Raw genomic sequence first — 19889 nt, forward strand, 5'->3', positions numbered from 1 at the left:
TGCATAATATGAATACATTTTAATCTTCTATCCTACCTATTTGTCCACGACATATATAGGAACGTGCATATAATTAATACGTATCTTATGTACATCGGAGATGAGGGAATAACAGAAATGAGGCGTCTTAAGATAGTTCAAGTGATATCAAATGTCCCTAACGCCAGACCGATTCCTTCTCGAAAGGAAGGAGGGACGGAGAAAATTGTTTATGAACTTACGGAGAGTTTGGTTAAGCGTGGGCATCATGTTTATGTTTTCGCGGCAAAAGGGAGTAGGACTAGCGCTAGATTGATCACCTATCCGCAACATCTCAAGAAAAAGGGAATCAGACAGTTCGTGCTTAAAAAGATGCCGCCTAAGGTTGATATTATTCACGATCATACCTTTAACTCGGCTATTGGAAAAGCAAGAATCAAAGTCCCAACGATTTGTACGTTACACATGCCTTCGAGGAATAGAGTGAGGTTTCCTGTTTATGTAAGTAAAAGAGCGAGAGCGGTCATGGGGAAAAACAGAGGTTATTATGTTTACAACGGTATTAATCCCAAAGAATATGAGTTCAGTTCTATAAAAAAAGATTATCTCTTATTTATGGGGAGAATCATCAAGGAGAAAGGTATTTTGCATGCGATTGAGATCGCAGAGAAAACAAGGAAACAATTAATCATTGCCGGCCCAATCAAAGACAAGGCTTTATTTCGAAAAAAGATTCTTCCCCGTATTCTACGTAATCCTCGCATTCATTATGTAGGTGCAGTTGGAGGTAAAAGGAAGCAAAATCTGCTTAAACATGCAAGCTGTTTATTGTTTCCTTCAACTTGGGAAGAACCATTTGGTCTAGTCATGATCGAAGCTATGGCTTGCGGGACCCCTGTTATTGCTTTAAAGCGCGGAGCAGTTTCTGAGGTGTTAGCAGGTTTCCCACAATTGATCTGTCATACAGTATCTGAAATGATTGAAAAGGTTAACAAGGGATATTACCCCTCCCCTTATCTCCTTCGTAACTACGTGAAACGTAGATTTAGCAGAGACAGAATGGTTACTCGTTATGTACACTTATATCGCAAACTTGTGCGGAGGAAATAGGCGGATTGCAAGAAAGTTTTTATGATAACAATCTAATCCAGCAAAATGGGCAATTACCGTGTATGGCACGGGTTATGACTAATATGCTATACCATAGTGAACGGAATGGTGGTGTATCCATGCATCAAAGCGTAGGTATCCTTTTGGATCGCGAGACATTTCGAAGAATTCCCAGCCGACGAACAGGTAATGAACGACTAGCTCTTTATAATAAAGCGGCGAAAGAACTTGATTTGAAGTTGTTTTATATGTCGCTAGAACAAGTTGGGACAAATTCGGCACTCGGATATACGTATAATAAAGCGAAGTATCGGCTTGAAAGACAATCCATTCCTAAAGTCACACATAATCGTCAAATCGCGTTATCTCCCTCCCTAAAGGCTAAACTTAAGCTCTTATCTAAATCTAGCCTGATATTCAATCGCCAAAATCGTTATGATAAGTTTAAGATCTACAAGTTGATCTATCAGAATCCAGAATTACGAGAATATTTACCCGTCTCGATGAGATACTCACAAGCGCGGCTTAAGGATGCTATGAATACGTATTCTTCCTTATTCATTAAACCAACGAACAACAGTGTCGGCGATGGCATTATCAAATTGAAGAAGCAGCAAAGCGGGAATTGGCTATTCTATTGGAAAAAAGGGAGTCCCAAATCTTTATCAAGTCAGCAAGTGGTTAACAGGGTCAATAAATACGTGGGCAGACAGCATTATATGATTCAGGAAGCCATCCCTTTGGCAACCTATCATGGCAGACCGTATGATTTGCGTGTATCTGTACAGCGTGGAGCAACAGGAAGTTGGCAGGTAACTGGGATGATTGGCAGGGTCGCTGCGAAAGGGAGACACGTGACGAACGTCGCGAAGGGCGGAAAGCCGAAGAAAGTCGAGACGTTATTTCGGACGAGCGAATTCGAGCCTGAAGCGATGAAAACTGCTATTCGCGCCGTAGCTTTGAAAATAATGAATGATTTGAGCGGAAAGCTTCTACATGTAGCGGACGTTGGACTTGATCTCGGTATAGATACGCAGGGCCATATTAAACTCATCGAGATGAATGGGCGAGATCAGCGGTATACATTCAAAAAGGCAAAGATGCATGCAACCTTTTATCGAACATATGAGACGCCACTGCAATATGCTAAATATCTATTAACCCAAAAAAGCACCACGATAATGACGAGGAAAAGATAATGGAAACCCTTCAACTCTTACATGAGAGTGTTGAAGGGTTTTCTAGTTGGGATTACTATCATTACCTCTGTTCCTCTATCCCGTTCACTATTGATTTGGATCGTTCCCTGGTGAAGATGGACGATAGCTTTAGCAATGGCCAAACCTAAACCAGATCCGCCGGTTTGGCGGCTTCTGGAGCGGTCTACACGGTAAAATCGATCAAAGATGAATGGCAATTCTTCAGCAGGAATCCCAATCCCATCATCCACAATGCGGATACATAGTAATGATTCCTGATGGTCTACGTACATAACGATACGTTGCTTCACATATTTCAAAGCGTTATCCAGGGTTATTAGGAGGACCTGCTTCATTTGCAAGCGATCCGCTTCCAAGAGCAGTTTATTCTCAGAAGTGATAAGGTGGATCTCTTTCGTGGAGAGAGGCTGAAGCAGCTGAATGGTTTCCTTACAAAGGGTTACTAGATCAAATTGGCTATAGGTTAGCCGCGTTTCTTGTTCTAATTCAGCTAGCTCAAGTAACTGATTCGTAACATGCTTCATACGTTGGCTTTCTGCATGAACAGCTTCTATAGCTTCCATATGGAGTTCCAGATTCTCGAAGCCCCATCTTCGGATAAGGGAAGTGTAACCTTCAATGATCGTAATAGAAGTTTTAAATTCATGGGAAGCATCGGAGATAAACTGCTGTTGTTTGAGCATGCTTATCTCGATCCGCTCCATCATATGATTAAATGTTTCAGATAACTGATACAGCTCATCCTTAGACTTTCGATCCATCGGAAGCTTTTTGATTGCCAGACTCGTTTCAATTTCTTTCATTATTTTTGTCATACGAGAAAGGGGGAGGAATAGGAGACGAGACATTAGTAAACTGCCAGTAAGCGAGATCATAATGGCCCCAATAGCAACAAAGCATATAATGATAATTAAGTTATTTAGTTGTTGTTCTAACTCAACCGGCTTAGAGATGATCTCCAAGGTGCCTATAATCTCGGTTCCCTGTCGAAGGGGGGACTGAACAATCAGAATGGTTTGATCCTGAAAGGTATCGGTATAGGAATGATCGATTTCTGAGTATTGTGGCGGAATTGCCAATAAATCGGCATTGTTAGAAACCTGACTCCTCACTGTAGAGCTCTTATCTATGATACGAATCGTTGCGTGCTGCGGAAGATATTTATTTAAAACGCGGTTATTATTTGCTTGCATCAGTACAGAAGGAGATAGTTGTTCAGTAATCTCATTTGCCGTATCTTGGAGGGCTTCCATCGCTTCTTCTTTTTCAAATTTCGCGTAGAAAAAATAGATAACGAAAATAAGCGGTATTAGAATCGCGATAAGCCAAGAGAAGGATAGCAGGGAGGCTTTCGTTTTAATTTTCATCCTAACTAGACCTCCAAGCAGTAACCAACGCCTCGAATAGATCGAATCATCGGATAAGAGGAAGGGAGTTTTTTGCGTACATATCGGATATAGACATCTACGAGATTCGAATTCCCCAGAAAATCATAACCCCATACTTCACTCATGATCTGCTCTCGGCTGAGTATTTCATTCGGATGCTCCATCAAATATAGAAAGAGTTCAAACTCTTTTGGCGTAAAATCAACTTTATTGCCGTTCTGAGAGATCTCCCTCGTTCTAAGATTGACGACAGTTCCTTTCAAGGAAAAAGTTATGGGTTCGAGTTGTACAGATTCGCTTGTTGTCTCTCTAAGTCTACTGTGATCGCGAAGGCAGGCGCGGATACGAGCTAACAGTTCATCCATTTGAAAAGGCTTTGTCACATAATCCTGCCCGCCAAGGTCAAGCCCATTCACAATATCTGTGGACGTGCCGCAGGCGGTTAATACGATAACCGGGGTCACCGTATTTACTTTACGGAAAGACGTAAGCAGATCAAATCCATTCATTTGTGGCAGCAAAATGTCGAGCAGAATGAGATTCCATTCGGAATTCAATGCTTTCTTCAGTCCTTCAGCGCCATCTAAAGCTAACTCGACCGCATATCCCGCATGAAGGAGCTCTAATTGAAGAAGCCTGGCGATTCTCTCTTCATCTTCAATGACGAGTATTTTATTGGACATGCCGACCACACGTCTCCTTTTAAAATCATGTCTTACCTTCATGGCTGTATAGGCAGTTTATGCTTCTAATGGTTGGTATGTTCTGCACCATATAGGCTTTCTAGCTTGCTGGCTGTCGCCCGCCAACTGAATTTGCTTTGTACATCTAGCCTAGCTTGTTTGGACAATTGAGCTGCCAAGACGGGTTGCTTAGCGATTCGAATGATTTGTTCCGCAAAAGCTTTGGGACTGCGGTAATTCGTTACCAAAAGTCCATTGTGCTGATGTTTAATAATCTCAGGAATTCCGCCGTTTCTGGAAGCAACGGTGGGCACGCCGGATGCCATAGCTTCTACATTGACGAGCCCAAAAGCTTCGTGCCCCTGAGAGGGACAAACAAAGCAATCCCCAGAACGGTAGAACTTCGGCATTTGACTGCGTGAAACATACCCCCTGAATGTCACCGGAATTCGCAGGGAACGAGCTAATTTTTTCAAATAGCTTTTGTAGCCCTGTTTGCCAGTTCCGCCAGCGATGTACAGCCTAGCAGAAGGTACTGATCTTCTTACGATACGCGTAGCCTTCATAAGAACTGGAATGCCTTTACGAGGAATAAGTCTTCCGGCAAAGAGAATAACAAAACGGCTGGAGCTGTGACTACGACTCTTCGTTTTTGGTCGGAATTGATGGAGATTTACCCCGAGGTGTACAAAACGCACCTTATGTTTGATATTCGGAAAAGTTCGTTTAAGATGTTTTTGCAAGGAAAGGCTGTTTCCAATGATTAGATTAGCCCGAGCGAGATCCCGAGCAGCTTGTTTTCTAGTTGTCATGGGTGGCGATATAAATGTGGTGGAGTGTAGGAATACAGATATCGGAGTATGGGGAAAGGACGCTCTAACCGCATGGACGAAGGTAGGACGATTATCAATTTGAATGCGATCATAATGTTTCCCTTTGATTGTCTTTAAGACATTGGAAAGATACTTTTTTCGATTCTGACCACCAACGCGAATAATAGTCACATGTCCATGAACACTCTTCTTAGGGTAATTGGCACGCCATCGGCTTACGATGGTTACTTTATGATTCGGCGATATTTGTTTGGCGATTTGATAGATACAATGCTCCACAGAACCGCCAACAGGCGGGGGAACAGGAATTTGTTCAGGGGCAATAATTAGCAAGTGCATGAGTATACATTCACCTTTCAACATAAATTGAAGTTTCGACTTATCATATTCAAGGTGAACAGGGTGCGACTTGAAATAGGGACATAAAGGTTAATTAATGTTTTCTAATGGATTAGCCGCCTTTTCTCATCAGCCTCTCATCAAACCTCTTTATAGTAGTAGAGCAGAGGAAAATGGAAAAAGGGGGGCTTATGTTGACAAAACCGATTTTACAAATCATAAATGTGACCAAGCGCATTGGCAGTAAAGTGATTATTGATCAATTGAATTTAGAGGTGCCAAAAGGAGAGATTTTCGGATTTCTAGGGCCTAATGGAGCTGGAAAAACTACGACAATCCGTATGATGGTTGGTTTGATGAGTATTACGGAAGGCGACATTCTCATTGATGGTGAAAGTATTACTCGGAATTTTAACAAAGCCATAATTAAAGTGGGGGCAATCGTCGAGAACCCTGAAATGTACAAGTATTTAAGCGGGTACAAGAATTTGATTCATTTTGCACGAATGGTTCCTGGCGTGACGGAAGAACGAATCCAAGAAGTGATTCAGTTGGTCGGCTTAGAAAATCGGATTCAAGATAAGGTTAGAACCTATTCTTTAGGGATGCGACAACGGTTAGGTGTTGCACAAGCTTTATTGCATAGACCTTCTTTGCTGATTCTAGACGAACCAACGAATGGACTTGATCCCGCGGGAATTCGGGAGTTACGGGATTATTTATATACGTTGACGCGAAAAGAGGGAATATCGGTTCTGGTCTCTAGCCACTTACTCTCGGAAATGGAGCTCATGTGTGATCGAGTAGCGATTATTCAGGCGGGCAAAGTTGTTGAGGTACAATCGATTAAAGATTTGATGAGTGAGGAACTCCAAAGTTCGGTTCGTTTCGAAGTGGACAACTTGGTTGATGCGCTGCGAATTCTTTCCGAACATCCCACGGTGCAAGCGAAGGAAGCAGAGGGTGAATTAGACTGCTGGTTAGAGCGTGAGCAAATCGCAGAGGTGACGGAAGATTTGATTAAAAAGGGCATTAAAATCTATGGGATTCGTAAAAATGCCCCGACACTTGAAGATAAATTTTTGAAAATCACAGGAGGTGAGAAAATTGGTTAATTTGCTTTTAAATGAAAATATGAAAATCTATCAACGTTTGCGGACTTGGTTGTTAATTATCGGCCTCGTGCTTACGACAGTCGCTTTTCTTATCGCACAGCAATACAGCGTGAAGCCTACGCAGATCGCCAATGCGGACTGGCAAACCAACATGCAGCAGCAGATCCAGAACGATAAGACACAACTGGCGAATATGAACAGAGGGGCAGATTGGAAAACGCATGTAACTTCGCGTATAAATACGAATCAATATCATCTTGATCATCAAATTCCTCCAACAGAGGAAACGCTCTGGGGGAACATGCTGAATGCGGCGAATCTGATGATTGTTGTCTCGGTCATGACTGTCATCATAGCCGCGGATAGTGTCGCTGGTGAATTTACAGATGGCACAGTGAAATTGCTGCTCATACGACCTTCATCGCGGTCCAAAATACTGTTATCCAAATACATTGCAACGTTTACGTTTTCCATTTTGTTATTTATCATCTTATTTATTACCGCATTCGTAGTTTCCGGGATCTTACATGGGTTTACGAACGTGAATGCCCCGTACGTTTATGCATCCAGCGATACGATTGCCCATGAAACTAGCATTGTGAAGCATGCGATCAGTACGTATTTATACCAATGTATTCAAATGGTAATGACAGTCACCTTGGCCTTCATGATTTCAACGGTTTCTAGAAGCAGTTCCATCGCCATTGCGCTTTCGGTCGGGATCATGTTTGCAGGTTCAAGCATTGTCGGTTTCTTGTCCCAGTACAACTGGGCCAAATATTACTTATTCGAAAATACAGATCTGACGCAATATCTCACAGGTTCTCCGAATATTGCAGGGATGACATTATCCTTCTCTATCATCGTAATCATTAGTTATTTTGTTATTTTCAATCTCCTGTCTTGGCTTGTTTTTAGGAAAAAAGACGTGACGGCATAGTCGTTACAGTGTCAGCAAAGAGGTGGCTGTTTTGCATCAACTTATCGATTGGATTTCATCAAGTGCAACTTCCTTAATTGCAACGTACGGCGTACTTGGTATTTTCATTGGCATGGTGTTAGAAAGTGCATGTATTCCAATTCCGAGTGAAGTCATTATGTTATTTGGAGGTTTTTTTGTTCAAAAGGGGTCGTTCAGTTATTTCGAGGTAGTTAGCGCAGGCGTCTTGGGCAACCTGATTGGATCCGTCCTTATTTATTGGATTGGCGCGACGGGTGCAAGAACACTATTAGTGAAGTATGGGAAATATGTGTGGATCAAAACTGAACATATGGACAAGGCGGAGCAGTGGTTTCGTCGCTATGGCGAATGGGCCGCTTTCTTCGGTCGCAATTTGCCGCTCATACGAACCTTCATCTCCTTGCCTGCCGGTATCGCCCGAATGAATTTTCCACGGTTCCTGCTCTTTACTTTTCTGGGCTGCTTACCTTGGAATATGGCCATGACTTATCTTGGATTTAAGCTAGGTGAGAATTGGCAGGAAGTTGAACCTTATGTTCGGCCTATTAGCTACTTGATGCTCGCTGTGATCGTAATTTTCATTGGTAGGCACATCTACAGACTTACCTTCAAATCAAGTCGCACATAGGCTACCATACGAGCAAGAAGAAAGGAAGGGCTACATGCCCTTCCTTTTGTTGTATCGCTGTTCCATATACCATTGAAACCACCACACACAGATTGTGAACCAAAATCCACTTGCAAAATACGCGGCAACGACATCGCTCGGATAATGAACACCCAAATAGATGCGGCTGATGCCAATGCAGAGAATCATAAGGATACTGCCGATGATGACCGCTGTTCTGCCTTTTTGGGTTGAAATATGCCGCCAAAGTAGAAAGGTCAGAGCCGCATACATCGCAAAAGCCTCCATGGAGTGACCACTAGGAAAGCTGTAACCTGCCTGCTCGATAAGTCGATGCAAAGAAGGACGCTCTCGTTGGAAGATAAGCTTAAGCACTTGATTCAAGATACCTGTTCCGGCAACCAGGATGATAAAAAGGATTAATTCCATCCGGTGATGCAGATAGCGATAAAAAAGAAATAAGCAGATAAGTGTGATAACAATCACAACTTGTGTTGACCCGATGAACGTAAATATTTTCATAACGGTAGTTAACCAAGGACGTTCCATACCTTGCACCGAAGCGATCACGCTGCGGTCAAAACGTGCAATCTGCTGCCCTTTGAGAAGTGCTGCAATGACTGCGAAGCAAACGAGAGAAACGATGCTTAAGATGAGAAATAAAGTGACTTTTAACTTCGTTTTATTCATAAAATCGTAGTCTCCAATTAATAGAATGTCTGTCTATGCTATAATAATTTGATGCTGATAGTCAAAGCAAGGAAAGGAAGAAGCTTGTCATATGACTGCCTTGTTAGAAATTCAGGGTTTGGCCAAGGGATTTGGTGGACATGGTAAATCGCTTTCATCTTACCTTTTTTCAGAGGTTTCTGCAAAAATCATGCCATCAGAGCGAATAGCGCTTATAGGCGCTTCTGGTCAAGGCAAAAGCACGTTGCTGCGCACCATGGCCGTCTTACATACACCAGACGAAGGAGACATGTTGTTCCATCAGAACTCCTTCCGCAAGATGGATCCGCGATTATGGCGCAAACAAATTAGTTATGTTGCTCAGCAGCCCGTGATGCTTCCTGGAAGCATTGAAGATAATCTACGAACAGGAAGTCGGCTTCATGGTGAGCCATATGATCTGCAGCTAGCTAAGAGATTATTAGCAGCAGCTGCCTTAGGTGAGAAGGCAGCAACCCATCCTGCCAACGATCTGTCAGGTGGGGAGAAGCAGCGAGTTGCGCTTATCCGCTCCTTGTTAATGAGACCTGCTGTGCTGCTTCTGGACGAGGTTACCTCTTCACTCGACACAATTAGCACCATGGCTATCGAGGAATTACTCCTGCAATGGCAGGAAGCCGAAGGCACGACGATGATATGGATTACGCATGATTTGAAGCAAGCCACACGTGTGAGTGATCGCGTCTGGTTTATGGCAAGTGGCACATTAGCGGAAGATCGGCATACATCCGAGTTCTTCCAACAGCCAGTGACAGACGCAGCCCGTCATTTTATTCAATTTAGGGAAGAAGGAGAGACCTCGTGACGCTGTTAGCTTTAAGTTTCACCATGCTGTTCATCATCGCTACGATGCTGATTTCGTATTGGCAGAAACTTGGTTTAGAAAAAGAGATAGCCATCGGTACGATACGTGCCGCTATTCAACTGCTTGCTGTGGGTTATGTGCTCCAATATATTTTTCGAACGGAGCGTGTCATTTATTTATTCCTTATTGTGGCCATTATGATTATCGTTGCTTCATGGAACGCGAATAAACGCGGTGGGGGTATGAAAGGATTGATTTGGCGAATAGCCCTGTCCATTACAACGATGGAAGTGTTGATGATGGTGTTATTGCTCTCTTTGCACATCATCCAGCCAACACCGCAGTATATCATTCCACTTAGCGGGATGACGATTGGGAATGCCATGATCGTCGCGGGGTTGTTTGTTAATCAACTGAAAAGGGAAGTCGAGACTTCTCGCGGGGAAATAGAGGTACTCTTGGCACTCGGAGCAACAGCGAAGCAGGCACTGCAAGCTGTCCAGAAGCGAGCAGTTAAATTCAGTATGATTCCAACCATCGATGGGATGAAGACAGTTGGTCTCGTCCAACTTCCCGGGATGATGACAGGGATGATTGTTGCTGGAGCGGATCCGGTGGAAGCTGTTCGTTACCAAATTCTTATCGTTTTCTCGTTTACAGGCTCCGCGGCGATCACGAGCATCCTATTGAGTATGCTGAGTTACAGATTACTCTTCACCAAGGATCTGCAACTCAAAACTTTTCTATAGGGGACCAAAAGTAGGGAAAGCTAAGTCTACATGGCATAGTGCTTGGTCAATTGATGAATGACCTGCCTAAGAAGGCAGGTTTTTTGCTACCACATAAGAATTTATAAGTTTCCGTCTCACGGAAGAACAAATTCTTATTGGCGATAAAAACAACCTTTAAAACGCGGCCGCTCATCTTCGAAGGACTTCGATAGAAGGTTTTCTCACAATTTCATTGTTTTCTCATTTAGATCGCTTATAGTAAGAGAAAAGGACTCGAAAGGAGACACCGATGAAGCGCATACTGCTTATTGAGGATGAGAAAAATCTCGTTCGGTTTATCCAGTTGGAACTTGAACACGAAGCGTTCGCTGTGCAGGCTGCGTATGATGGGAAAACGGGCCTAGAACTCGCCCTCCAAGAGGATTGGGACTTGATCCTGCTGGATATCATGCTGCCTGTCATGAATGGCATCGAAGTGTGTCGTCGGATTCGGACGGCCAAGAAGACACCAATCCTTATGCTGACAGCAAGGGATAGTGTAGAAGATCGGGTTTCCGGGTTGGATAGCGGAGCAGACGATTATATTCCAAAACCATTTGCCATCGAAGAATTATTGGCCCGTATTCGGGCTGTGTTTCGCCGCATGGAGTTAGAAGGAAACGCGCAGCATGCGCTGCTTTCTTTTCAACATATAACCGTCGATTTGGATGCAAGACTGGTGTATAAGGATAAACAGCCCGTTGAACTCACGAAGCGGGAATTTGATTTACTCGTGATGTTCATGAAAAATCATCATCTGGTGCTTACCCGGGATATGCTCCTCGATCAGGTATGGGGATTTGACTCCCTCGTGGAAACGAATGTGGTTGATGTGTATGTCAGATATTTACGAAACAAATTGGATCAGTCTGGGGAAAATAGTTGTATTCAAACCGTACGGGGAATAGGATATGTGATGAGATGAAAGCTCGTATAATGCGCAGGATACGTAGTCTCCCCATCAAATGGAAGCTCATGTTAGGAGCTACTTTGCTCATCTTTCTCCTCTTTGCTTCCTATAATTTTGCCCAGTATCTGGTACTGAAGCAGTGGATGATGAACCAGGAAAGGGACAAGATCCAAGTCAATATGATGCAGCTGCAAGACTATTTTCAAGAGAAATTTAAAAACAACAGCAATACGCCAATCGTCGATAGCCAGCCCTATATCGAAAAATTAATGGGCAAAAATCAATTCATACGCATACTCGATAAAGATGGCAAGCCACTATTAACGATTGCCAATCATTTTGACCCCAAATGGGTTGTTCCTCAAACCGTGGACACGTCAGATATATACGATACCAATGTGAGAGACTTTCATATCCTCATTCATCGGAGTCCTCTCGTATCAGCCAATTTCGTTGGAACCATTGAGCTGGCGAGTAACCTGGAGACCTTTGATCATTTCAGCGATACCTTATTGTGGGTCATGCTGATCGGCGGAATACTCGCTACATTCATAAGCGGGATAAGCGGTCTAGCGATTGCGAGACAATTTATGCGGCCGATTCGGGCTTTGGCAGTCACCATACGCAGTGTGAAGGAGAAAGGTCTGACGGAACGCGTGGATAATATTCCAAATGGGGATGAATTATCCAGCCTCGCCACGCTATTCAATGATTTGATGAATCAATTGGAAATTTCTTTTCGGCAGCAAAAGCAGTTCGTTGAAGATGCGTCGCATGAGCTAAGGACGCCAATCACCATCTTAGAAGGCCATCTATCTTTACTCAATCGATGGGGAAAATCGGATCCAGCCGTTCTGGATGAGTCTCTCCAAGCGTCTCTCCAAGAAGTAAGGCGGCTGAAAAGACTCGTTCAAGAGCTCCTGTCCTTAACTAAAGTAGAAGCCAACTTATTAAATGAAAGCGGTAAACAGCTCAAACTGGAACCGCTTATCTATGAAACGATCAAACGATTCGAAGTGCTGAACCCAGAGTTCGCTTTTGTAGAGCAAACGGAAACGATTAAAGACGTTGTTCTCCAGATGAGCCCTTTGCATTTTGAACAAATCCTAATGATTGTGTTGGATAACGCTGTCAAATATACAACCTTGAATAAACGGATTATCATTGAAGGCATTCGTCAACGTAATGAGGTACACATTGTGGTGCAAGACCATGGCATCGGTATTCCTGAAGCGGATGTACCTCACGTGTTTGACCGGTTCTACCGCGTCGATAAAGCTCGGAACCGTGAGATAGCAGGCACAGGACTTGGACTAGCGATAGCCAAGCAGCTCGTCCAGAATTACCAGGGAAGATTGAGCATTTCTAGCGTAGAAGGTGAAGGTACACGGGTAGAGCTGATCTTCCCTATTCACCACATCATGGATATGTAGGCTTCTCATCTTCTTCTCATTTTTCTCCTGTAAAGTACCTGTATAGACGCGGCTAGGGCAAGCTGTATCCACAGAGAATGAGGAAGTCGCGCAAGTATCTGTGTTTTAATAGAGGGCTAGTTCTCTGATAGGTTTGTGAAGAAAGGTGGTTTCCACTAGCATGAATGCGAATCCTCGTGTACTAATTCTAACGGCTAGCTACGGGAATGGACATCTCCAGGCTTCCAAAGCCTTGTATCAGCAATTTGTGAGACAAGGTACCACAGATGTGAAAATCGTCAATTTAATGAAAGAGGGACATCCGTTTATTAATTTGATTACGACTTCCTTGATTAATACCAGTGCCAAAAGTTCACGCTTCGGCCTCGATTATTATGGTTGGTGCTATTATTTAACACGTGAAAAGAAACAAACGGCTCTTTTTCAGAGATCGATGACCTACTTAGGTCAGAAGAAATTACGAGAGCTTATTGGGCAGGAGCATCCCGATGTGGTTGTCAACACGTTCCCCTTTGGCGCAGCGCCAGAAGTATGCAGTTCTATGGGCATTCCGAACTTCACCGTCTTGACGGATTACGCCTTGCACGCAAGCTGGCTGCACACGAATGTCGATAAATACTATGTAGCAACAGAAGAATTAAAGCAGCAAATCGTGTTTAAAGGGGTTAACAAGGATCGGGTTGAGGTAAGTGGTATTCCAATCCGTGAAGAATTTGCCTACGAAAGTTCAATGGCTCAGCAGCAGAAAAAGAGACTCATTCTTATCATGGCAGCAGACAGCGGTGTGAACAGTTATATGGAGGAAATGCTTCATTCGTTGGCAGCATTTACACAATGTCGTTTCGTTGTAATTTGTGGTCATAATGAGAAGCTTAGAGTTAAGTTGTTAGAACAGTTTGCCTCTAATGAGAGGTACAACATTCTAGGATTCGTGAACAATGTGCATGAATGGATGTCGCAGGCAACTTGCATTATTACGAAAGCCGGTGGTCTTACTTTAACAGAATCGATGGCTCTCCAATTGCCTATTTTCATCTATAAGCCACATGCCGGGCAAGAGAAAGAGAATGCATTATATTTGTCAAGCCGCGGAGTTGCTTCGATTTCCAATAATATGGAAGAATTTCTGGCGAACATGCATCATTTCATCGAGCATCCCAGCATATATGAAGATATAAGACAACGTATGGAGGGTTTGCAACGAAGCCAAGCGGCGGCTCATATCGTGAATGATATTACGCTTAGATGGGCGAAGCAGCCGATATCGCTATCGATTTAGAAGTGGGAGGGCATCAGATGCAGCAGAGAATGGAAGATATCCATCTTGGAAGCTTTTTGTTCTGGACGATTCTCCTTGGAGTATCTGTCTATACGATTGTGCCCACGATCATAGTTCGATTAGGTGGATTTGGTGCATACATTAAAGGGAAGAGGTCAACGGGTGTCGCACTCACGTTTGATGACGGACCTGATCCTGCTTATACACCGCAGCTATTAGATCTTCTGCAAGCCCATCAGATTCCTGCCACTTTTTTTGTTCTTGGATCCAAAGCCGAGCGATACCCGGAGCTCATCCAACGCATGCATCGTGAAGGTCATCTCATTGGTATTCATAATTATGTGCATTGGGCCAACGCCCTGTTGACACCGAAGAAGGTGAGAAAGCAATTACAAGACACCGTGAGCGTAATCGAGAACATCCTTGGTGTTAAGCCCATTCATTATCGCCCGCCATGGGGGATTATTAATGTGTTTGATTTTTTATTAATGAAGCGATTTCGGTTAGTTTTATGGTCGTTAATGGTCGGAGATTGGAGCTGCAGCGGGGGGAAGGAAAGGATCAAACGGAGGCTGTTATCGAGGCTGAAACATAATGATATTATTGTGCTTCACGATAGTGGGCAGACGTTGGGTGCGGATCAACAGGCGCCGATGCATATGATCGAAGCGTTGAAAGACTTTTTGGAAGAATGCCTGAGACGAGGTGTTCCCTTTATGCGAATTGATAAAAGGATTCAAGTAGATGATCAATCTAATTTCGAGTCTTTGCGATTAACGAAGCGGGTACTGATTTATGTCTGGCTCAAATGGGAGTATGTCTTTCATTGGTTATTCAAGGTTCATCCGATTGATCCGGACAATCCAATCCTGTATAGTCGAATTCGCCGTTACAGCGGAAAGCCGATGCGACTTGAATGCGGCGAAGAGCTTTTGGCTGGCGATCAGGTCGTCGAACTTCATTTTAATAATAAGCATCTATTCCAAATGTTCCTCCAAGCCAGCTCGATGATTCAATTTGCGGTGCACGTGCGTCGTGCTATGCTTCTTTTTCTTCCATCATTATCTGTATATATGAAAGATCATCCAGACATTAAAGGCATCTATGGCATCACCATGATTCATCGAGGCTCCAAGCAATTGGGTTTTACTGTAAATGAACTTCCCAAAGGCATTTTTCTTACATTGTGTAATGCCTATCTGCGACTCTTAATGCTCGTGTTTCACCCGCAAGGACTACAGAGAACCAAGCGCGGCAATCGTCTCGCTCCTCGTTTGGTGGCTATCTCTGCGAAGGAACTAGGGAAAAGATATCCGACCGAGGAGCCGGGCGCCATTGATCCCATCACGAAATCGGTGAGTTGAAATCAGGAGAAGAATAGAATGAAAGGTTGCCGAAGCGCTCGGCAGCCTTTTTTGGCGTTGTGTGAGCAAAAAGGAGATCCATCATTTATGTCGAAGTAGTGGAAGGAGTTAAAGGAAAATATTTACAATCAATGTGGGGGCAGGAACTGTTTTCACGATACATAACACATGACTAGGAGGTCAACCTAATGACAATAACGGTAGAAATGGTACTAGAAAACATGATTAGGCCTGTGGGCCAACTGGAATCTACGGTTGATACGTTGAAGAGTGGACGTCTTGACGCTGAAGTGAAAAAAGTTGCTGTTGTCTTCATGGCGACGTTTGCGGTTATCCAACAAGCTGTAGCAACTGGAGTTGATCTGATCATTACGCATGAACCAACCTATTATAACCATATGGATGAAAGTGAGTGGCTTCGTGGTAACCCTGTTTATGAGAATAAGCGTACGCTCATTGAGGAGTCGGGCATCGCGATCTTCCGCTTGCATGATTACATTCATTCCTATCAGCCAGATGGTATCCTCATGGGGATGTTGAGAAAATTGGCGTGGGAATCTTATGCAAATCCAGAGGAAATGCGCTTGCTGACATTACCGCAGGCCGAACAACATACGGTGCGTACGATCGCTTCCTATTTAAAGAGCAAGCTCGGCATTGAAAGCATGCTGGTCGCGGGAAATCCAGAACTTCCTGTGCGTAATTTCGGGCTACTCCTTGGTGCATCCGGTGGTAGGTCACATATCGATTTCCTAAACAATCACGATATTGATTTGCTCATCGTAGGTGAAACCAGTGAGTGGGAGACCAACGAATATGTAAGGGATGCTGCCGATATGGGACTGAGCAAGGCACTGATCATTACAGGGCATCAGAAAAGCGAGGAAGCTGGGATGTTCACCGTCGTGGAGCAATTGCGCGAAGGATTTCCAGACCTGGAAGTGGTATTTATCGAGAGTGCACTCGCGGTACAGCGGATTTGACGGACAATCAAGAAGTGCCTCTTTGCTTAAACATGGTAAAGCGGGGGTGGGAATGGGTGCAAACTAGACGACTCGTGGGGATCGTAGTAAGTCAGCTCGTTATTGGTTTTGTTTTGATGGGATGCGATGTCGCGGCCAAACCTGACGAGGTCAAGCCTCCGAATGTGACGGAGATTGGAGGGCAATCACCGAAACCACAGGAAACGTCGTTTGCTACAGTGACACCTCCCCCTTCATCTACTCCAACTCCTACACCTGCTCCTGCACCAGTCGTTACGAAAGTAGAATTAGTCGCGATTGGCGATATTTTGATTCATAATACCGTGTATCAGGAAGCCGCGCAATTAGATGGAACTTATAATTTTAAGGGTATGTTTAAAGACGTTCGGGAGCTTATTCGAAGTGCAGATCTAGCCGTAGCTAATCAAGAATCGATTATCGGAGGTAAGGAGCTAGGCTTGTCCTCCTATCCAATGTTTAATAGTCCGCATGAAGTAGGGGATGCTCTTCAGGATTCCGGTATTTCTATCGTGACTACGGCGAATAACCATGCCATGGATATGGGTGAAAAGGGGATCGTTAGCGCAGCCAAGTATTGGGATCATATTGGCATGCCGTACACAGGCGCCTTTACCTCCCAGGAGGATCGGGACCGAATTAGAACCATCACGAAGAACGGTATCACGTTCTCTTTTCTCGCCTATTCGTATGGAACGAACGGAATTCCCATACCTGATGGAAAGTCCTTTTTAGTCAATTTGTTGGATGAGGACTTGATGAAACGTGATATTGAGAAAGCGAAGGGAATCTCAGATGTTGTCGTCGTCTCTCCTCACTGGGGCATTGAAAATCAAACGACACCAACGGATACTCAGAAAGCTCTGTCGCAAAAAATGGCGGATTGGGGGGCAGATATCATTATCGGTACCCATCCTCACGTCCTGCAGCCCATGAGCTGGCTCTTACGTGCTGACGGCAAACGATCGCTCGTCATGTACTCGCTAGGTAATTTTTTATCCGCGCAAGATCAATTAATCGAATTAATCGGCGGGATCGGACAAATTACCGTAGTAAAGACCCTTTATTTAAATCAAACTTCGATTGAACTAGTTGAACCTGCCTTTATTCCCACGTATAATAAAAACGAAAATTACAGCCATTTTGAAGTGCTCCCATTTCATGCCTTGGCAGACATAGATAAGCATGTAGTCCAAGCTGAATGGGACCCGATTAAGCGCAGGATGAAGAAAGACATGCCCGAATTAATCATCAAAGAGTGAACGACGGAAGGGCGGGGGAAGATGACTACAGAGCTCGAGCTCGCTAGAGCGAAAGACATATTTACCCAGTATCAGGGCAACACGATTCAGATGCATCGGGCTGGTTTGCTCGAGACCTATAAGGCTTTTGAAATTTCCAAAGAGACGGAACATCAATGGGCTAAAGAGTTGATAGATCGATACATAAGCGAACTATCTATTCGTGATTGGGAAGCCTTTAGCCGATTAGCCTCACTGGCTCGAGATTTCAAGGATATTCGGATTCTTACGAATGTCGTCAGCTTCGTATCCAAACATATCATGAGCTCCGATAGTTTGGTAAAGCTCATGGTGGCCGAGAGCATGATTGAGATGCTAACTTGTTTGAAAACCGCCATCACCCAAGACATATTATATGAAAGCTTACAAATTACAAAACGAATACTGGATGATATTATGTCCAAGCCGTTAATCTTAGATCCTGGACATGAACTGGCCGCGTTCAACTTGCGGGATAAAAAATCACTTAATTTGAGAGCCAATCGAAGTGTAGAGGCATTAAGAGGCTTACTTTCATAGTTCTTACCCTTCTGAAGGCTAACAAGTATATTCCATTGAAGATGAGGTTCTGAAATGACATACAACGGAGAAAACATCTACATCCGATTCATCGGAAAAGATGACACAGAAGATTTATTGGCATTAACGCAACGCAACCGTACACACTTCGAGCAAGTCTCCCCTAAGCGTGATGAGTCTTATTATTCGCAAGATTTTCATGAAAAAATGATTGAAGGCTGGATCAAGCAAAGAGAAGAAGACAAACGATATGTTTTTGGTATCTTTCTAAAGGAATCAGATCAATTAATTGGCGATATTTCCATTTTTGATATCAAACGCGGTCCAGTGCAAAATTGCACGCTTGGTTATGGACTGGATCAGGAACATAATGGCAAAGGCTACATGACAGAGGCGATTCAGCTGCTGTTGACATTTGCTTTCGAGGAAGCGAAGCTGCAACGTGTCGAGGCTGGCGTTATGCCGAGAAATATAGGCTCGATTCGTGTTCTGGAGAAGGCGGGTTTTCAGAGAGAAGGACTTGCGCGGAAGTTGCTCGAAATCAACGGCACACGTGAAGATCACGTGATATTCGCGATGTTGGCTGAAGATATGAAAATATGAAAAGTTCGATGAATGATCCTCAAACAACTGGATAATGGATAGTGATAAAGTAGCGAGCATTTCTTATGAAATGCTTTTTATTTTGCTCTAAATGAAAAGTTGAACCTTTGGGAAACAACAATAAAATACTCATAATCAATAACTATATATTGATTAACGATAAAAACTATGATAAATTCAAATTGAAAATAACGAAGTGAGGTGCTTTTAGTGAAACGAGGGTCAACACTCTTTTTAAAAACAACTGTCATTCTGATGGGAATCCCAGTCCTTGCGTTGTGCCTATTTCGGGTGCCCGAAATCGCGAGTTATATGGCTGAATTGTATCCAGATCATACGTATTTGAAATATCTCGTCTTTATCTTTTTCTATGCAACGGCAATTCCTTTTTACTTTGTGCTGTATCAAACGTTCAAACTGTTAAGGTATATCGACAAGCAGGTTGCTTTCTCAGAATTTTCTGTAGCCGCATTAAAGAAAATTAAACAGTGTGCCCTTACAATCAGCGGCTTGTACGTGTTAGGAATGCCAATCTTTTATCTCATTGCAGAGCGAGACGATGCCCCGGGAGTCATTATTGTCGGTTTGATGATGATGATTGCCGCCTTGGTGATTACCGTTTTTGCAGCTGTTCTCCAAAAGCTTTTACAAGAAGCTATTGATATTAAATCGGAAAATGATTTGACGGTCTGAGGTGACTAACATGGCGATAATCATCCATATTGATGTGATGCTGGCGAAAAGAAAAATGAGCGTTACCGAGCTTTCGGAACGGGTTGGAATCACAATGGCGAACCTTTCAGTCCTGAAAAATGGGAAGGCCAAAGCGATTCGATTCTCTACCTTAGAGGCGATTTGTAAAGCTTTAGACTGTCAGCCTGGCGATATTTTAGAATATCAAATTGACATGTAGGGAGGT

At 43.6% G+C, this 19889-nt stretch carries 21 protein-coding genes; 17 read left to right on the forward strand and 4 right to left on the reverse strand.

Features of this window, described 5'->3' with window-relative positions:
- Positions 1–117 precede the first annotated feature (117 nt).
- Positions 118–1089, forward strand: a complete 972-nt coding sequence (locus A8709_RS25445; protein WP_244163313.1) for a glycosyltransferase family 4 protein — start codon at positions 118–120, stop codon at positions 1087–1089.
- 119 nt (positions 1090–1208) lie between these two features.
- Positions 1209–2288, forward strand: coding sequence for a YheC/YheD family protein (locus A8709_RS25450; RefSeq protein WP_167357167.1), 1080 nt, complete (start codon positions 1209–1211; stop codon positions 2286–2288).
- 17 nt (positions 2289–2305) lie between these two features.
- On the opposite strand, the gene A8709_RS25455 is transcribed toward A8709_RS25450, so the two are convergent.
- From A8709_RS25455 to A8709_RS25465, 3 genes are all read right to left on the reverse strand, one after another.
- Positions 2306–3676: a HAMP domain-containing sensor histidine kinase gene (locus tag A8709_RS25455; protein ID WP_065856404.1), complete on the reverse strand. Its 1371-nt coding sequence runs from the start codon at positions 3674–3676 to the stop codon at positions 2306–2308.
- A gap of 5 nt (positions 3677–3681) precedes the next feature.
- Positions 3682–4380, reverse strand: a complete 699-nt coding sequence (locus tag A8709_RS25460) for a response regulator transcription factor (RefSeq protein WP_065856406.1) — start codon at positions 4378–4380, stop codon at positions 3682–3684.
- 65 nt (positions 4381–4445) lie between these two features.
- Entirely contained in the window at positions 4446–5552 is a 1107-nt protein-coding gene (locus A8709_RS25465; RefSeq protein ID WP_065856408.1) for a glycosyltransferase family 4 protein, read from the reverse strand.
- A 191-nt stretch (positions 5553–5743) separates the two neighbouring features.
- Between A8709_RS25465 and A8709_RS25470 the strand changes: the two genes are divergently transcribed.
- From A8709_RS25470 to A8709_RS25480, 3 genes are read left to right on the forward strand one after another with little or no spacing between them, the layout of a single operon-like run.
- Positions 5744–6667, forward strand: a complete 924-nt coding sequence (locus A8709_RS25470) for an ABC transporter ATP-binding protein (protein WP_425262350.1) — start codon at positions 5744–5746, stop codon at positions 6665–6667.
- Positions 6660–7607: an ABC transporter permease gene (locus tag A8709_RS25475; protein WP_065856412.1), complete on the forward strand. Its 948-nt coding sequence runs from the start codon at positions 6660–6662 to the stop codon at positions 7605–7607. Before A8709_RS25470 ends, A8709_RS25475 begins: the two co-directional genes overlap by 8 nt.
- A 22-nt stretch (positions 7608–7629) precedes the next feature.
- A complete protein-coding gene (locus A8709_RS25480) occupies positions 7630–8256 on the forward strand; it encodes a DedA family protein (protein WP_065856414.1) in 627 nt (208 codons plus the stop codon).
- Between the two features lie 30 nt (positions 8257–8286).
- Here A8709_RS25480 and A8709_RS25485 read toward each other — a convergent pair whose 3' ends face one another.
- Complete coding sequence (locus A8709_RS25485) at positions 8287–8946, reverse strand: phosphatase PAP2 family protein (RefSeq protein ID WP_065856416.1); 660 nt, start codon at positions 8944–8946, stop codon at positions 8287–8289.
- A gap of 91 nt (positions 8947–9037) precedes the next feature.
- On the opposite strand from A8709_RS25485, the gene A8709_RS25490 reads away from it, so the two are divergent.
- The 12 genes from A8709_RS25490 (at position 9038) to A8709_RS25545 (ending at position 19883) form a co-directional block, all read left to right on the forward strand.
- Positions 9038–9790, forward strand: coding sequence for an ABC transporter ATP-binding protein (locus A8709_RS25490; RefSeq protein WP_065856418.1), 753 nt, complete (start codon positions 9038–9040; stop codon positions 9788–9790).
- Complete coding sequence (locus A8709_RS25495; RefSeq protein WP_065856420.1) at positions 9787–10539, forward strand: ABC transporter permease; 753 nt, start codon at positions 9787–9789, stop codon at positions 10537–10539. Before A8709_RS25490 ends, A8709_RS25495 begins: the two co-directional genes overlap by 4 nt.
- A gap of 271 nt (positions 10540–10810) precedes the next feature.
- Positions 10811–11485 (forward strand): response regulator transcription factor, encoded by a 675-nt coding sequence (locus A8709_RS25500; RefSeq protein ID WP_065856422.1) that lies wholly within the window; start codon positions 10811–10813, stop codon positions 11483–11485.
- The gene (locus A8709_RS25505; protein ID WP_065856424.1) at positions 11482–12903 is read left to right on the forward strand and encodes a HAMP domain-containing sensor histidine kinase; all 1422 of its coding nucleotides are present in this window, start codon (positions 11482–11484) and stop codon (positions 12901–12903) included. Before A8709_RS25500 ends, A8709_RS25505 begins: the two co-directional genes overlap by 4 nt.
- 160 nt (positions 12904–13063) lie before the next feature.
- Positions 13064–14182, forward strand: a complete 1119-nt coding sequence (locus tag A8709_RS25510) for an MGDG synthase family glycosyltransferase (RefSeq protein ID WP_065856426.1) — start codon at positions 13064–13066, stop codon at positions 14180–14182.
- Positions 14183–14199: 17 nt separating this feature from the next.
- Positions 14200–15546, forward strand: coding sequence for a polysaccharide deacetylase family protein (locus A8709_RS25515; RefSeq protein ID WP_065856428.1), 1347 nt, complete (start codon positions 14200–14202; stop codon positions 15544–15546).
- A gap of 188 nt (positions 15547–15734) precedes the next feature.
- Positions 15735–16529 (forward strand): Nif3-like dinuclear metal center hexameric protein, encoded by a 795-nt coding sequence (locus tag A8709_RS25520; protein ID WP_065856430.1) that lies wholly within the window; start codon positions 15735–15737, stop codon positions 16527–16529.
- A gap of 56 nt (positions 16530–16585) precedes the next feature.
- The gene (locus A8709_RS25525) at positions 16586–17809 is read left to right on the forward strand and encodes a CapA family protein (RefSeq protein ID WP_065856432.1); all 1224 of its coding nucleotides are present in this window, start codon (positions 16586–16588) and stop codon (positions 17807–17809) included.
- Positions 17810–17830: 21 nt separating this feature from the next.
- The gene (locus A8709_RS25530; RefSeq protein WP_065856434.1) at positions 17831–18367 is read left to right on the forward strand and encodes a hypothetical protein; all 537 of its coding nucleotides are present in this window, start codon (positions 17831–17833) and stop codon (positions 18365–18367) included.
- A gap of 54 nt (positions 18368–18421) precedes the next feature.
- Entirely contained in the window at positions 18422–18970 is a 549-nt protein-coding gene (locus tag A8709_RS25535; RefSeq protein ID WP_065856436.1) for a GNAT family N-acetyltransferase, read from the forward strand.
- 210 nt (positions 18971–19180) lie between these two features.
- Positions 19181–19663: a DUF2975 domain-containing protein gene (locus A8709_RS25540; protein WP_065856438.1), complete on the forward strand. Its 483-nt coding sequence runs from the start codon at positions 19181–19183 to the stop codon at positions 19661–19663.
- Between the two features lie 10 nt (positions 19664–19673).
- Positions 19674–19883, forward strand: a complete 210-nt coding sequence (locus A8709_RS25545) for a helix-turn-helix domain-containing protein (protein ID WP_065856440.1) — start codon at positions 19674–19676, stop codon at positions 19881–19883.
- The last annotated feature ends 6 nt before the right edge of the window (positions 19884–19889 follow it).

This window comes from Paenibacillus pectinilyticus (genome assembly GCF_001700435.1).
Lineage (GTDB): Bacteria > Bacillota > Bacilli > Paenibacillales > NBRC-103111 > Paenibacillus_E > Paenibacillus_E pectinilyticus.